This window comes from Geobacillus thermocatenulatus (genome assembly GCF_002217655.1).
Taxonomy (GTDB): Bacteria; Bacillota; Bacilli; order Bacillales; family Anoxybacillaceae; genus Geobacillus; species Geobacillus thermocatenulatus.
Genome location: NZ_NEWK01000001.1, coordinates 328,372 through 340,978, shown reverse-complemented (window position 1 = coordinate 340,978; position 12,607 = coordinate 328,372). Strand labels below are relative to the sequence as shown.

The 12,607-nt window shown below is 53.4% G+C and carries 11 protein-coding genes; 2 read left to right on the top strand and 9 right to left on the bottom strand.

Features of this window, described 5'->3' with window-relative positions; genetic code table 11:
- Nucleotides 1-219 precede the first annotated feature (219 nt).
- The 4 genes from B9L19_RS01725 to B9L19_RS01710 all read right to left on the bottom strand — a co-directional run bounded on the left by B9L19_RS01725 (nucleotide 220) and on the right by B9L19_RS01710 (nucleotide 6,148).
- Nucleotides 220-2,931, bottom strand: coding sequence for an S-layer protein (locus tag B9L19_RS01725; protein WP_089113819.1), 2,712 nt, complete (start codon nucleotides 2,929-2,931; stop codon nucleotides 220-222).
- Nucleotides 2,932-3,303: 372 nt separating this feature from the next.
- A complete protein-coding gene (locus B9L19_RS01720) occupies nucleotides 3,304-4,083 on the bottom strand; it encodes a hypothetical protein (RefSeq protein WP_025949156.1) in 780 nt (259 codons plus the stop codon).
- A gap of 42 nt (nucleotides 4,084-4,125) precedes the next feature.
- A complete protein-coding gene (locus B9L19_RS01715; protein WP_025949157.1) occupies nucleotides 4,126-5,481 on the bottom strand; it encodes a C40 family peptidase in 1,356 nt (451 codons plus the stop codon).
- A gap of 157 nt (nucleotides 5,482-5,638) precedes the next feature.
- A complete protein-coding gene (locus tag B9L19_RS01710; RefSeq protein WP_025949158.1) occupies nucleotides 5,639-6,148 on the bottom strand; it encodes a hypothetical protein in 510 nt (169 codons plus the stop codon).
- Nucleotides 6,149-6,356: 208 nt separating this feature from the next.
- Here B9L19_RS01710 and B9L19_RS01705 point away from each other — a divergent pair, with 208 nt between their 5' ends.
- The gene (locus tag B9L19_RS01705; protein WP_025949159.1) at nucleotides 6,357-6,764 is read left to right on the top strand and encodes a helix-turn-helix domain-containing protein; all 408 of its coding nucleotides are present in this window, start codon (nucleotides 6,357-6,359) and stop codon (nucleotides 6,762-6,764) included.
- A gap of 121 nt (nucleotides 6,765-6,885) precedes the next feature.
- Here B9L19_RS01705 and ssb read toward each other — a convergent pair whose 3' ends face one another.
- The gene (gene ssb, locus B9L19_RS01700; RefSeq protein ID WP_011232661.1) at nucleotides 6,886-7,245 is read right to left on the bottom strand and encodes a single-stranded DNA-binding protein; all 360 of its coding nucleotides are present in this window, start codon (nucleotides 7,243-7,245) and stop codon (nucleotides 6,886-6,888) included.
- A gap of 268 nt (nucleotides 7,246-7,513) precedes the next feature.
- Between ssb and B9L19_RS01695 the strand changes: the two genes are divergently transcribed.
- Nucleotides 7,514-7,954, top strand: coding sequence for a YwpF-like family protein (locus B9L19_RS01695; protein WP_025949160.1), 441 nt, complete (start codon nucleotides 7,514-7,516; stop codon nucleotides 7,952-7,954).
- Between the two features lie 57 nt (nucleotides 7,955-8,011).
- Here B9L19_RS01695 and B9L19_RS01690 read toward each other — a convergent pair whose 3' ends face one another.
- The 4 genes from B9L19_RS01690 to B9L19_RS01675 form a co-directional block, all read right to left on the bottom strand.
- Nucleotides 8,012-8,641, bottom strand: a complete 630-nt coding sequence (locus B9L19_RS01690) for a class D sortase (RefSeq protein WP_025949161.1) — start codon at nucleotides 8,639-8,641, stop codon at nucleotides 8,012-8,014.
- Between the two features lie 6 nt (nucleotides 8,642-8,647).
- Complete coding sequence (locus tag B9L19_RS01685; RefSeq protein WP_025949162.1) at nucleotides 8,648-9,547, bottom strand: processed acidic surface protein; 900 nt, start codon at nucleotides 9,545-9,547, stop codon at nucleotides 8,648-8,650.
- A gap of 442 nt (nucleotides 9,548-9,989) precedes the next feature.
- The gene (locus B9L19_RS01680; RefSeq protein WP_025949163.1) at nucleotides 9,990-11,366 is read right to left on the bottom strand and encodes an aspartate kinase; all 1,377 of its coding nucleotides are present in this window, start codon (nucleotides 11,364-11,366) and stop codon (nucleotides 9,990-9,992) included.
- A gap of 266 nt (nucleotides 11,367-11,632) precedes the next feature.
- Complete coding sequence (locus B9L19_RS01675) at nucleotides 11,633-12,067, bottom strand: DUF1284 domain-containing protein (protein WP_025039145.1); 435 nt, start codon at nucleotides 12,065-12,067, stop codon at nucleotides 11,633-11,635.
- Nucleotides 12,068-12,607 lie beyond the last annotated feature (540 nt).

Genomic DNA, 12,607 nt, shown 5'->3' with positions numbered 1-12,607 from the left:
TCATCACGCATCACAGCTATTCATTTACGGATTTTTCCTTACAGACGCAAGCAAGACCTATTCTGAGGCAGTCAAGTACAACTTTTGATGAAAACCTTTAAAATTCAGTTGTTTCCCTGATGATACATCATTTGAAAAAGAATCTCACAAAAGACCCTCCCATGAAAGTGAGTTCACCACTTTCATGGGAGGGTTGCTGCCTTGCTATACACTCCAGCCTTATTTTGCCACGTTTACAACAGCATCGGAAACATTGTTGCCAACTACATTATTACTATTAATCGCACCTGTTTGATCCACATCCACAATGTCTTTTGCGGACAGCGTAATCGGTTTGGACAAGTCGCTCACAGGAGACTGCAATTTCAGGTAAACCGTTTTGTACCCTTTCGAACCCTGTACTCCGGTATTAGCATTGTTGTCTTCGTAAACACTAGATACAGTGACAACATTACCATCGACTTTTACGGTAAAGTTGTTAGCAGAAAGTGGACTATTGATCGTCGCATTTGCCACCGGTTCGCTAAAGTCGACACGGATGACGTCTGCGCTGGTTAAGGTCGCCGTAAACGTCGGAGCCACGTTTTCTTTCATAAATTCGCTCACGGTCACGGTATCCATGACGAGCCCAGACGTATTCTTAATGTTGCTGATGGTAATGACGTGTGTACCCGTCCACGTATTTGCTCCCGGGGCGAGCGTCACGCGAATGTGTTTCGTATCAACATCAAAGACGGCTTTCGTGACAGTCAATCCGTTGATGTTGAAGTTGGACAAGTTCAATGCAGAAGCGTCCAGATTTTGCGTGAACGCAAATACTAATTCGTTGTTGTTGTCCGCTTTAACACCATTGGCGTCATAGTTTGTATCAAGAGCTGGCTTCGTCGTTAAGCTGTCAGAGCCGCGAACGAACGTAATTTGTTTACGCTCAGCATATGAATTGCCAGCCAAATCGCTTACTAAACCTTTCGGCAGCGTCACGGTGTACGTGCCTTTTGGCAAGGAAGAAATATTCAATGCAACGGATTTCGATTTTCCATCTGTCGGCAGATATAATTTGAAATTGTCGCTAGTTGTTGTCAAAGATGTGCCGACCTGTTTCAGTACGTTGTTTTCGTCAATATACTTATCGCTCGTTTGAACGATTGTAACGTTGCTGCCAGTCGTGACTTCTTCGTCGAATGTCAAGACAAGATGCTCGACGCCGTCAATTTTTACTACTTGGCTGCTGACGAATTTCGGCGCTGTGGTATCTGCCTTCAGCTGAACAACTTTCGTGTACGTATCCCCAGCATTACCCGCCAAATCCTTATAATCACTTACCTCAACTGCATACACACCTTCCGACAGAGCATTAGCCAACGTTGCCGTGTAGACTAAGCCGGTCGAATCAACCGAAACAGATGCTGTTTGGCCACCGATTTTGATGGTCGGATTGCTCAGCAATTTTTCGCTGAACGTTACTTTCACTGTTTTCGTATTGACCGCTTCGATGTTTTGAACCGTCGGCTTCGTGGTATCTACCGTTGTCTTTTTGACAGTCAATTCAGCTGGGTTCGGATTGATGACATTACCGTTGTAGTCGACAGCACCGAAGATTTTCAATGTCAAGTCTTTATTCACGGGCACAGATGAAGATGCGAGATTGATCGTCATTTCATCGTCGCCAGCCGTGAACTTCGGAGAAACGGAAATCTCGGTTGTTCCGTCGTACAGTTTTACTGTTCCGACACTGGCAAGAGGTTCAGAGAACTTCACTTTCAGTGTCAAGCCGTTGTCGGCGTAAGAGGACGACAGAACGCTCGGACGTACCGAATCTGTTGTGTCAATCGTCGTCGTGTAGGATGGAACATCTTTGCCATCCAACGTCTTGACATTTTTAATGTCGACTACATAACGTTTCGTGAAAAATTGACTGCCATCAGCCACCAATTTCAGCGTTTTCTTATCATCGCTCAACGATGCTTTCACGGTGGAAACCGGTCCTTGGCTGTCAATCGCTGTGAGTGTAATAGCACTCGCTTTCACGACGTCATCGGACGTATCGCTTGTTCCTTTGTTGTCGATTACCGTTGCAGCATCGACCGCTTTGTTGAATTTGATTTCCAACGTTTTGGCGTTAACGGCTGTTACACTTTCCACTTTTGGAGGCAGCGCCGCTTCATACGCCGCGTTGGCGTCTTGGGCTGCTTTTTGCAGCTGTGCTTTGAACGCATCCGTTACTTTCGATACGTATTGATTGACTTGGTCAAGTGCGGCTTTCGCTTTGTCTAGGTTGCCGGCTTTAGCGGCGTCTTGCGCTTCACGCGCTTTGATCGAAACCGTGATGTCGTAGATCAAGCTGTCGCGCAGTTTTTGCGCTTCGTTTTTGTATTGCGAACGAAGCAGATCGCGCGTCGATTGGCCGTAGACGCGGTCGAGAATGACCGTGCGCGTTTTGAGCTCGTACGAAATTTTGTGGTAGAGCTCTTCGGCTTTTGCCAAGTCTTTTGCTTCGACAGCTTTCGCCAGATCTTGACGCAGGCTGTCAAGTTTGACTGCGTAGTTGTAAGCGTCGATGTACGTAGCCACGCGCGCTTCGCCCGATTTCGGGTTAGCTTTGAATACATACGTTTCGTATGTAGCTTGCAAGTCAGCCAAATACGCGTCTTTTTTCGCGCCGCCGGCTTTGTTCACGACAGCGACCGCGTTCGCATATGCTTGTTTTGCTTTGTTGTAGGCGGCATATACGTCGCTGATGTTCGGGAGTTTGCCCGTTTCCGTTACCGCGTGGCTGTACGCATAATACGCTGCTTTAAATTGCGCTTTCGCTTGGCTCACGACCGTCGCCACGTCCGTTGCCGCTTGGGAAGCGTGCGGGTTGGCGGCGACGAAAGCGCTCGCTGCTACAGCGCTGGCTGTGGCGAGTTTGACTGCTTTCTTCTTGTCCATAAAGCCTAAAATCCCCCTTCGTTTTTATGAAACTTTAGGGCAATGACCCTAAACGGCGGCCGTTTAGTAGATTCATTGCCTAAAAGGTGCTAACATGAACCAACATCATCCTGTGTGTCCAGATGGTAGACTTATTAGCAAGTCTATCATCCAGTGCTAGCACTTTCACATCATTCCTTAATGCTCCACGTCTCCTATAATAATACATTTTTCTTCTAAATTCTAGCCCTAAATACAAATTTTTTAGAGAATATGCCATTGAAATGATTTCCATTGATGGCGACATTGATATGAATATGCCTATAACAGAAATTTAGAACAATATTTTGGAAGTTTGATGGTTTTGATTGGCAAACATTTTGTGCAAAAACATCAATCGTTTTTCTTCACCGTGACGCTCATCGGTTGGCCGAGCGCCATTTTGACGACGTCATAGCGATCATTCAAGTACAAATCGAGAAAGCGGAACTGTCCGGCGAATTGTTCCGGGCTGTTGGTGATGGAAAATTGCAGCTGCATGGCGTAATCGCCGCTGTTGGCAAGCTCTTGGGCGATTTTTTCGATCTCTTCCTTCGGCACGTTGTATGCTTTTAAATACGAGATCGAGTCGGCGATCGCGTCGGCATTGTCGTTGAAATAAATGGAGAGCGTCACCGAGGCGCCGTCGAAGCGGCCTTCAAGCGGCAATGACATGTTTTGGCCGTATAAGTACCAGCCGAACAGACGATTTCCTTTTTGCCGCTCGATGACGAACGGGACGGATTGTGTTCCCGCCTGCACCGTATACTGGCCTTTCAATGAGCGGGCGACAAGGGAGAGAAGCTCGTCTTTTGTGAACGGCACGTATTGGATGGCACCCCCTTGTTTGGCGTACAGTCCGCCGCCGAGGCTGTAATAAACGGCGCCACCTGCCCGTTTTTGGCTGTAGACGCGATACTCGCGCCCTTGTTTCGCCGTCATGGCGGACTGCCATGAGGCTCCGTTTAGGCGGTATAGGGGCGTGTCGCGCAAAATGACGACTTTGCCGATCATGCCTTGCTTCCATTGGACTTGCCCCCATTGGACGGCGGCGGCAGCCGTTTGCCCATTTCCTCCGAGGGCGATGGCGGCGGCGAGGCAGACGGCAGCCGCCATGTGGAATGGTCGTGTCATGTTCTGGTTCCTCCTTTTGCGTTTCGCTGTCAGTGTTGTATGCTAAAACAGCCGCTTCGCCCCCAAATACCGCTGTTCCCAATACGGCTGGTCGAGGCGGCTCGTCGTCACTCCGGTCGAGGCGCCGCTGTGGATGAACTGGCCGTTGCCGATATAGATGCCGGCGTGCGACGGGCCGTTGGTCGTCGTGGCGAAAAAGACGATGTCGCCGACTTCCGGGCTGGAAACGGATGTCCCTGCATTCCACATCAACGCAACGGTGCGCGGCACGGTGACGCCTTGTTGCTGGAAAAGATAGAAAATGAAGCCACTGCAGTCAAATCCCTCTTCCGGCGTCTCGCCGCCCCAAACGTACGGGGCGCCGAGCAGTTCGGCCGCATCGGCGACAAGTTCGATGACGTCCAGCTTCGCCGCAGGGGCTTGTCCAAGCAGGCGCTCATATGTTTCGCCGTCCACGACGCCGGTTGCGGGGAGTTTGGCCGCCTGCTGGAAGCGGCGGACGGCATCGGCGGTGGCGGCGCCGTAGTAGCCGGTGATGCCCTCGTCAAAGTAGCCGAGCTCTTTCAGCTTCGTCTGAATGCGCTTGACGTCGTCGCCGAGCGCGCCGATTGAGAAGCGAACCGCTTGACGCTCGCTTTTGGTCGGTGCAGGCGGAGTTGTTTTCGCTTTTGCCGCGCTCGCGAGGCGGGCGGCGGTTTGGCGGTCAACGGCGCCGGTTGCAGGCAAGCCATAGTCGCGTTGGAAGCGGCGGACCGCGTCGGCCGTCAGCACCCCATAGTAGCCGGTGATGTCCGAATAGGTAAAGTAGCCGAGTTGTTTGAGCAGTTGCTGCAGCTTGCGGACGCCGTCGCCGCGCGAACCGATCGTCAGCGTGTCAGTTGACTCGGCTGGCTGACTTGTTGCTTTTTGCTTCAGCCGTTCAAGCGTCCCACGATCCGCCCGGCCTGTGGCAGGAAGCCCGTTCGCCCGCTGAAACTGCTTCACCGCATCGGCGGTCACGACGCCGTAGTAGCCGGTGATTTGCGGATAGCGAAAATAGCCGAGCTGTTTCAGCCGGTGCTGCAAATCGCGGACGGCCGCGCCGTGGGACCCGACTGCCAACTCGTCGTTTGACGCAGGCGCGCTTTGGAGTTTCAGGTAGGTGGCGTCATCGACGATGCCGGTGGCCGGCAAATGCATCGCCCGTTGGAACGCTTTGACCGCTTCTTCAGTGATGGCGCCAAAGTAGCCGGTCGCGTTTGGGTATGTAAAAAAGCCTCGTTCTTTTAAACGCTGCTGAATTTGTGCAATCTCGGGGGAACTCATGCCTGTTTTCCATTCCGCTGCCTGGCTGTCATCCGGGGCAAGAAAAAAGGACGAAACCATAGCAGCGGCAAAGAAGGCGTGATTCGGTTTCACGGATGCGTCCTCTCTCCCTTCGCCGCTTCTTTCGTTTGTTGTCATCTTGTCCTGAAATGGATGTTTAAGATGAGGTGCGGCAATGTTCTCTATTTTCAGTATATCGTATGAAAGCCATGAAAGGAAATGCTTTTTTCCATTGGGAGAAGAAAGAAGATCATGAACCGGAATGGGGTGTTCCCCGTTTCGGACGCGACAGATTGGCGAACAAGTGCGACACACGCCGATCATCGACAAGGTAAATCGACTGCAGCACTTCATAAATGAGCTGTTTTTCCATCGCCAGCCATTCGTCAACGCGGATCGGGATGTATTTTTGCTTCGGTTCGTTCCACTCGTAGAGGGCGACGGTAAACTTTTTTTGGCGAAGGTCGAGCTTGACGATAAACATGTACAACTGGCTCGTGCATTTAAACACAAAATAGAGCTGAGCTTCGGACGAGCACGTGATCGTGCGAAACAGCGCCTCGCCTTCAGACGAAAATCGCATCCGTCCACCTTCGTTTTTCAGCGAGCGCAGCGAATCGGTGAAACTGGCCGGGGCGATCGTTTTCAGCCGAACGGAAAACGGATTTTTCATTTCCTTAATATAGATATGGTACAGTTTTTGCGTATGCTTGTGCCCGTTTCGTTCACAAATGACAAAATCGGCAAGATAAATGTTCACCTTGACCCCCTCTTTTTGCTTATAAATTTCCCATTTTTAACTAATTGTACTATGTGCTTCCTGGGCAAAAAAGAGGCCGAACGACAGAATAATCGACAAATATGTTCTAATTTGGAAACGAATAAAGAAATGGTCCAAAAAGGAACAACCATTGCCTCCGCGCTTTTCTATCTTTAAAGAGTAATGATGAAAAGCGTGGTGACAAACGATGACAAACCTTGGGGAAACGCTCAAACGATTGCGAAAAGAACGGCGCTGGACACAGGAACAGCTGGCCGAGCAGCTAAACGTGTCGCGTTCGCAAATCAGCAAATGGGAAAACGGCAGCTTGCTTCCGGATGTGCAGTCGCTTGAGAAGCTCTGCCAGTTGTTTGGCGTCAGCGCCGATTTTTTGCTTGGCGGCGAAACACGCCAGCGCGAGCTGCTGCGCGAAGTAACGGACATATACGGAACAGCGGACGTGCACGAAACAGCGCTCGCGGCGTTGGACTACTTGCTTCAGAACCGGGAGATGAGCGAAGCGGTGTACGCGCTCGCGAAGCTGCCGGATAAAAAGCGGAAACATGTCGAAACGATGATCGTGACGATCGTGAAAGAGTGCGCCGAGCTCATGTAGCTCCCCTCATGCTGAAAAAAAGCGCTAACAACGACGTGCTAGCGCCATCCGTTGGGGGAGTGTTTGGGGACACGTTCTTTCTCTTGGGGATTCGCTTTGAAAGGCATGGATGGGGAAACGACTATACGTGCTCTGGCCATTCTGGTTTCTTGCCAGAGTGGAGAAATTGGACGGACTCCGCGACGACTTCGGTGACATAGACGCGTTGACCGTCTTTTTTATCGTAGCGGCGCGTCTGGATTCTCCCAGTCACCGCCACCATCGAACCTTTTCGGCAATAATTGGCGGTATGTTCCGCCGTTTTCCGCCATAAAACGCACGGAACGAAATCGGCGTCAATCCCTCCTTCCGCGTTGCGAAAATTTCTCGCCACCGCCAGCGTGACAGTCGCGACGGCAGCCCCTTCGGCCGTATAGCGAAGCTCAGGGTCTTTCGTCAATCGGCCGACCAACACGACTTGATTGATCATGTGTTGGCGCATCCCCCCTTTCCTCCACCGCACCTTTATGATAACGAATCTCGTTTTAGGTCGTAAAATCGCGATTTTTGCATTTTTTCTACATTCTATGGATGGAATCCAGCGAAAAAGGCGAAATCTCCGTCGACAATGGCGGAGCAAAATGGCGTTTTTGCCATCCGACGGAAAACATATAAATCGTTTTTCAACATCAGGAGCCGCATCCCGTTTTTCTTCTCTCGTCCGCCTGTGGTATAATCTTGGATAAGACCGTGAGAACGAGGTGGACGAGATGAAAACGTTCAAGCTTGTCGGGCTCTCCGTCATCGATGACGACATGCACCGCCAAGACATCCCGTTTATTGACGGATTGATCATCAATAAGGAAGACGGGCAAAACCGCTGGCTTGTGGAAGCGTATTTGGATGATGACTATGAGCCGATGTTTGTGAGCTTGCAGAGACGTGCGGAGTTTCAACTGCAAGTGACGATCACCCACAGAAGCAACGACCCGGCCAACATGCTCGTCGCCGTCCGTTCGATCACGAAAATGAATGGCCATATCAGCGTCTTGATGGAAGGGCTCATGATCCCGCGGCGCACCCATTTGGCGGAAGTCGTGCTGGCCGGCCTTGTCAAGAAAGGGCTGCAAGGCGAAGCGCTGCTTCAAGAGTTTCGCCAGCAAATGCATGAGCGAATCGATGCCAAGGCGCCGCATGAACGGAAGAGGTAAAAGGCTGGAGGGCGTGCTTTCCAGCCTTGTTTGTTTGCCTTCCGGCAGGCAAATGGATCATCCTCTTGGAAACGCCAGGGCCTCGACCCGGACCGGGCGGGCGGTGACGATGCAGCGTTTCGGAGCGCGGCCGATGAGGCGAAACGGGTAGCACGTCGTCACCGTCAGCGTTGGGCGCGCTTTGTCAACCAAAACGGTCCGGTCGTCGTCATCGACGATGCGGATGTTGACGATGCGGTAATGGATGGCCGCGCGATCCGTCCGAATGACGAGCGCATCGCCGATCTTGAGCTCGCCAAAGCGGCGGAACACAGTATCGCGGTGCCCAGATAGCACAACATGCCCTTTTTCCCCTGGCCAATCGCTCGCTGGGTAATGGCCGACACCTCGACGCAATTCTTGTTCACGGACGCCTTCATACACCGGAATCACCGCCCCGAGCTTCGGAATGGCGAGTTCGCCAAGGCGGGCGCCAAGCGGCGCGTCTTTTTGCGTCGAGCGTTCCGTTGGAGGGGGTGCGGTCGGCGGTGGGGAAGGCTGAGGGGCATCACGCTTGACCGCCATCCGGCCGACGGTGTACCAATAGCCGTTCCAGCCGGCTGTCGCCGCCCCGACGACGATCGCCCAAAGCGCCGCCCATTGCGCGGCCCGGCGCCCCCACGAAAACCGCGTGGGCTTGCCGTTCACGTTCCTTCACCCTTTCAGCCGCCCGACCCACCGGTAAAGAAGAAACCCGGCAGAAGCGAGCAGCAGCCCGGCCCATGTATAGGCCAAATACGGCGACGCCGTCTCCGGCAGTTTTTCTCCATACATCTTTCCTTTCATCTCAACAGCCAGCAGCCCGGCGTCAATGCCTTTCTCCCCAGCGCGGATGATGTAGCCTGATGCGAGCATCTCGCGCGTTATGGCGATATCGGCGACCTTCTCGCCTTGGCGGGTGTACAAGCGAACATGGATCGGCGCCGCTCCGGCCGTCTTGATGTCCGGCACGTCCGCCTCAAGTTCAAGCAGGCGAAGCCCCTCTTCCCACATCTCCCGCAGTTGGCGGCGCTCTTTATCCGTCCACGGCCCTTCCGTCTCCGCAAACGGGCGCAGCCGCTCACGAAGCGCCAAAAGCCCCCCCGCTACCTGCGGGCCGTCAAGCGAGGCGATATGACGGGTGAGGGCGCGCACTTCTTGTTCCGTCATCCCCATGGCCCCAAGCAAGTCGTTGATTTGCTGCATGGCGGCGTTGTGCTGTGAGTAAAAACGGATGGCCCGGTCCAAGTCTTCGACAAATGGGTAGTCTTGCACTGTTTCACCAAACTGGCCAAGCAGCGCCTCGAGCTCCTCGACCGTCAGTCCGTGCCGGCGCAGCACGGCGTGAAGCCGCTCGTCGGTTATGGGCGTGCCGAGCCATTGCTTCAGCTCATCCATCGTGCGAAAATCGGCGGCTGTCAAGCCGTATCGATCCAAATAGTCCAACAAGTCGCTCACTGTCCAGCCGACGCTTCGAGCGTACTGCTCCAGCTCGCTTCGGCTGATGGCGGCCGCTCCAGCTGGAAACGAAGCGAAAACGGCGACCATCACGACCATTCCTAGCCACTGCCGCATCCATTCTTTCCTCCCTTTCGCTTTCTTCGGCATACATTGGTAGTATTTTCCGAACACACCGCTATTATGTACGCCAATGAGCGAAAATAAAGAAGAAAGCCCGGCTTAGAGCGCTTGAACGCTCTCCCCTCTACGCAAACGCTTAGAGGCGGGAGATTCTCGGGGACACCTGCCATAAGGCAGACTGCCAGCCAGACCATCCCCGTCTGTCCCTGCGGTTTGGCTGTCCCAACGAAATCCTTCTTTCAAGACACTTTGGGAGCGTTGGGGAACATCCGTGATGGAAGATGCTGATGGATTCCCCCTTCCGCTGATCGCGCGAAAATGGGGGCTTCTCGGTTCATAAAAAATAGGCCAGTTTGTCATTCTGCGGATTTGTCGGGCTGACGAGCTTCTCGGTTCATAAAAAATAGGCGCCCGAGTTTCGGACGCCTGTTTCACATTAAGAAAGGGGGCTGACGGCTGCCTGTTGGAAGTAGGCGTTGTACAAGGCGCGAACCGCCTCGTTGACGACTTCTTCCTTCACGCCGAACATCATGCTCACTTCGGACGAGCCTTGGTTGATCATCTCCAAGTTGATGTTGGCATCAGCAAGTGCGGTCGTGGCTTTCGCCGCCATCCCGATCGTTTTTTCCATCCCTTCGCCGACGACCATAATGAGCGCCAAGCCGTACTCAATCGTCACCTCATCGACGGCAAGCTCTTCGCGGATGCGGGCGAGGATGCGCTCCTCTTTTCCCTCCGCAAGCTGATCCGCCCGCAAAATGATCGACATGTTGTCGATGCCGGACGGCGTATGTTCGTAGGAGATGCCTTCGTCTTCTAAAATTTGCAACACGCGCCGGCCAAAGCCGATTTCGCGGTTCATTAAGTATTTGCTGATGTTGATGCTGCAAAAGCCCGTGTCGCTCGCAATGCCGGCAACCGGTTCTTCGATGTGGTTGCGCTTGGCAACGATCCATGTGCCTGGGGCAGCCGGATTGTTCGTGTTTTTCACACAGACAGGAATGCCGGCGCGATAGACGGGTTCCAGCGCCTCGTCATGGAAGACGGAAAAACCGGAATACGACAGCTCGCGCATCTCGCGGTACGTGATTTCTTTCAGCTTGCGGGCATCGGCAACGATGGACGGATTGACGCAATAAATCGAGTCGACGTCGGTAAAGTTTTCGTACACGTCCGCTTTGACGCCCGCGGCGACGATCGAGCCCGTAATATCCGACCCGCCGCGCGGGAACGTGACGATATGGCCGGACGGGGAATACCCGAAAAAGCCCGGGATTACGAGCACACCGCGGCGTTCGCGAAGCTGCTTTAGTTTGTCATACGACTCCGGCAGCACTTGGGCGTTGCCCGGCTCATCGGTGACGATGATGCCGGCTTCAAGCGGGCTGACGTAGCTCGCCTCAAGCCCGCGATCTTGCAGATAGAGCGCCATAAGCTTTGCGTTATGATCTTCGCCGCTTGCTTTTATGGCGTCAAACAATCGAGGCGGCTCGCTTCGATAGGCGCTGATTTTCGACTGCAAATCATCGACAAGCTCGGCCAAAAAGCCGTCAGCTTCCAGCCCCAGCTCATTGGCAATGTCCGCATACCGCTTCACGATCGCTTCCATCGTTTCCTCATGCGGCTCGCCAGCCACAACTTGTTCAGCCAGCTTTATGAGCATATCGGTCACTTTGACATCGTCTTTGTACCGTTTCCCCGGCGCCGACACGACGACGATGCGGCGCTCGATATCGGAGCTGATGATATCGGCCACTTTGCGGAATTGCGCGGCGCTCGCCACCGAACTTCCACCGAATTTGGCTACTTTCATCGTTCATGACCCTTTCTGTCGAAAGTCTCTATAATTGTTTATCATATCACATTTTTCCGCCCATGGAACTATTCACTTTTTAGAAATTTCCGCCAACGTCCAAAACCGCCGCCATCGCCGGCCATGATTCCCCATCAAACAGATGAGGCCATGTCGGAAAGGCGGCGCTGCCACAGATCCCCCGCCTTGACGAACGAATGCTGGTTCAGCGCAACGCCGTTTTTCCATCGTTCCTCCTTGATGTTTCCGAAAACGGCCGCTCTGCCTCACGTTTGTGCCACATTGCCGCGGCGGACGTTGGCGATTCCTTCTTTGCAGACGCCGTACGGCAGCCACGAGCAGTTGCGGCACAACTCGTCCAAATCATCCGGCTTGACTCGTTCCGCCGTCCGCCGGATCAGTTCGGACTTCCAATACACATTGCCCGGTTCCAAGCCTAAATGGCGAATGACGTTTCCATCAAGCGAACGGACGTGAGCATCCGAATTCGGGCCGGCTTCACACGTTGTCTCCCCATGATGAGGGCAGGCGAGGCAAGCCTCGTCAAGCGCCGCGACGACTTCAATCGGGAAATCGTCGTGTTCATCGCGAATGCGGGCCACGATCTCCCACATTTTTTCCACAAACGACGGGCTGTAGCCCATGCCGCGAAATCCGTGCACACAAAGCAAATGATGGCCGCGCAAACGAACCGGTTTCATCTTTTCTCCCCTTCCTTTTTTCCGGATGACCTTTGACCAACCGAACCGTGTCGAAGTGAACATTTGGAGATGGGAACGACGGCTTTTCGATCGCTTTCTTTTTTGCCCCCGTCGTCCTGGGCGAACCCTTCGCACCTTTGATGGGGGCGGTCAAGGGCGAATCCTCAATGGAATCGTCTGTATGGCGTTTTCATCCAACTTTTGACGCTGCCTTCTTTCCTCTCTTCAGACATATGCCGCTGTTTTTGACTCCATCATACGTCAACTCTTTTCATTGAGCAACTGGCACCTCGATCACCAGCAGTGGACAGCGAAGCGACATCCCTTTTAGACCTATGCATCGTCTGTCAACTGCCCCCACTTAGCTAACGCTTGAAGTGGGGGCTTGCAACTCCCCAGAAGTGCAAACGGACGTCGTCCTCCTTCCTTGACTTGAGGTTGCATCAGGGGGCAGGTTGACGACTACCCAACGACGCCGGTCATGCCTGCATCGTTACCGATTCTCTCGGTGTGTCTGTTGGCAGTACTTGGCTTCCACAC

What these genes read in the sequence shown, in the direction of transcription:
- B9L19_RS01725 (WP_089113819.1), bottom strand. Translation starts at nt 2,931, where the DNA reads ATGGACAAGAAGAAAGCAGTCAAACTCGCCACAGCCAGCGCTGTAGCA.
- B9L19_RS01720 (WP_025949156.1), bottom strand. Translation starts at nt 4,083, where the DNA reads ATGACACGACCATTCCACATGGCGGCTGCCGTCTGCCTCGCCGCCGCC.
- B9L19_RS01705 (WP_025949159.1), top strand. Translation starts at nt 6,357, where the DNA reads ATGACAAACCTTGGGGAAACGCTCAAACGATTGCGAAAAGAACGGCGC.
- ssb (WP_011232661.1), bottom strand. Translation starts at nt 7,245, where the DNA reads ATGCGCCAACACATGATCAATCAAGTCGTGTTGGTCGGCCGATTGACG.
- B9L19_RS01695 (WP_025949160.1), top strand. Translation starts at nt 7,514, where the DNA reads ATGAAAACGTTCAAGCTTGTCGGGCTCTCCGTCATCGATGACGACATG.
- B9L19_RS01685 (WP_025949162.1), bottom strand. Translation starts at nt 9,547, where the DNA reads ATGCGGCAGTGGCTAGGAATGGTCGTGATGGTCGCCGTTTTCGCTTCG.
- B9L19_RS01680 (WP_025949163.1), bottom strand. Translation starts at nt 11,366, where the DNA reads ATGAAAGTAGCCAAATTCGGTGGAAGTTCGGTGGCGAGCGCCGCGCAA.
- B9L19_RS01675 (WP_025039145.1), bottom strand. Translation starts at nt 12,067, where the DNA reads ATGAAACCGGTTCGTTTGCGCGGCCATCATTTGCTTTGTGTGCACGGA.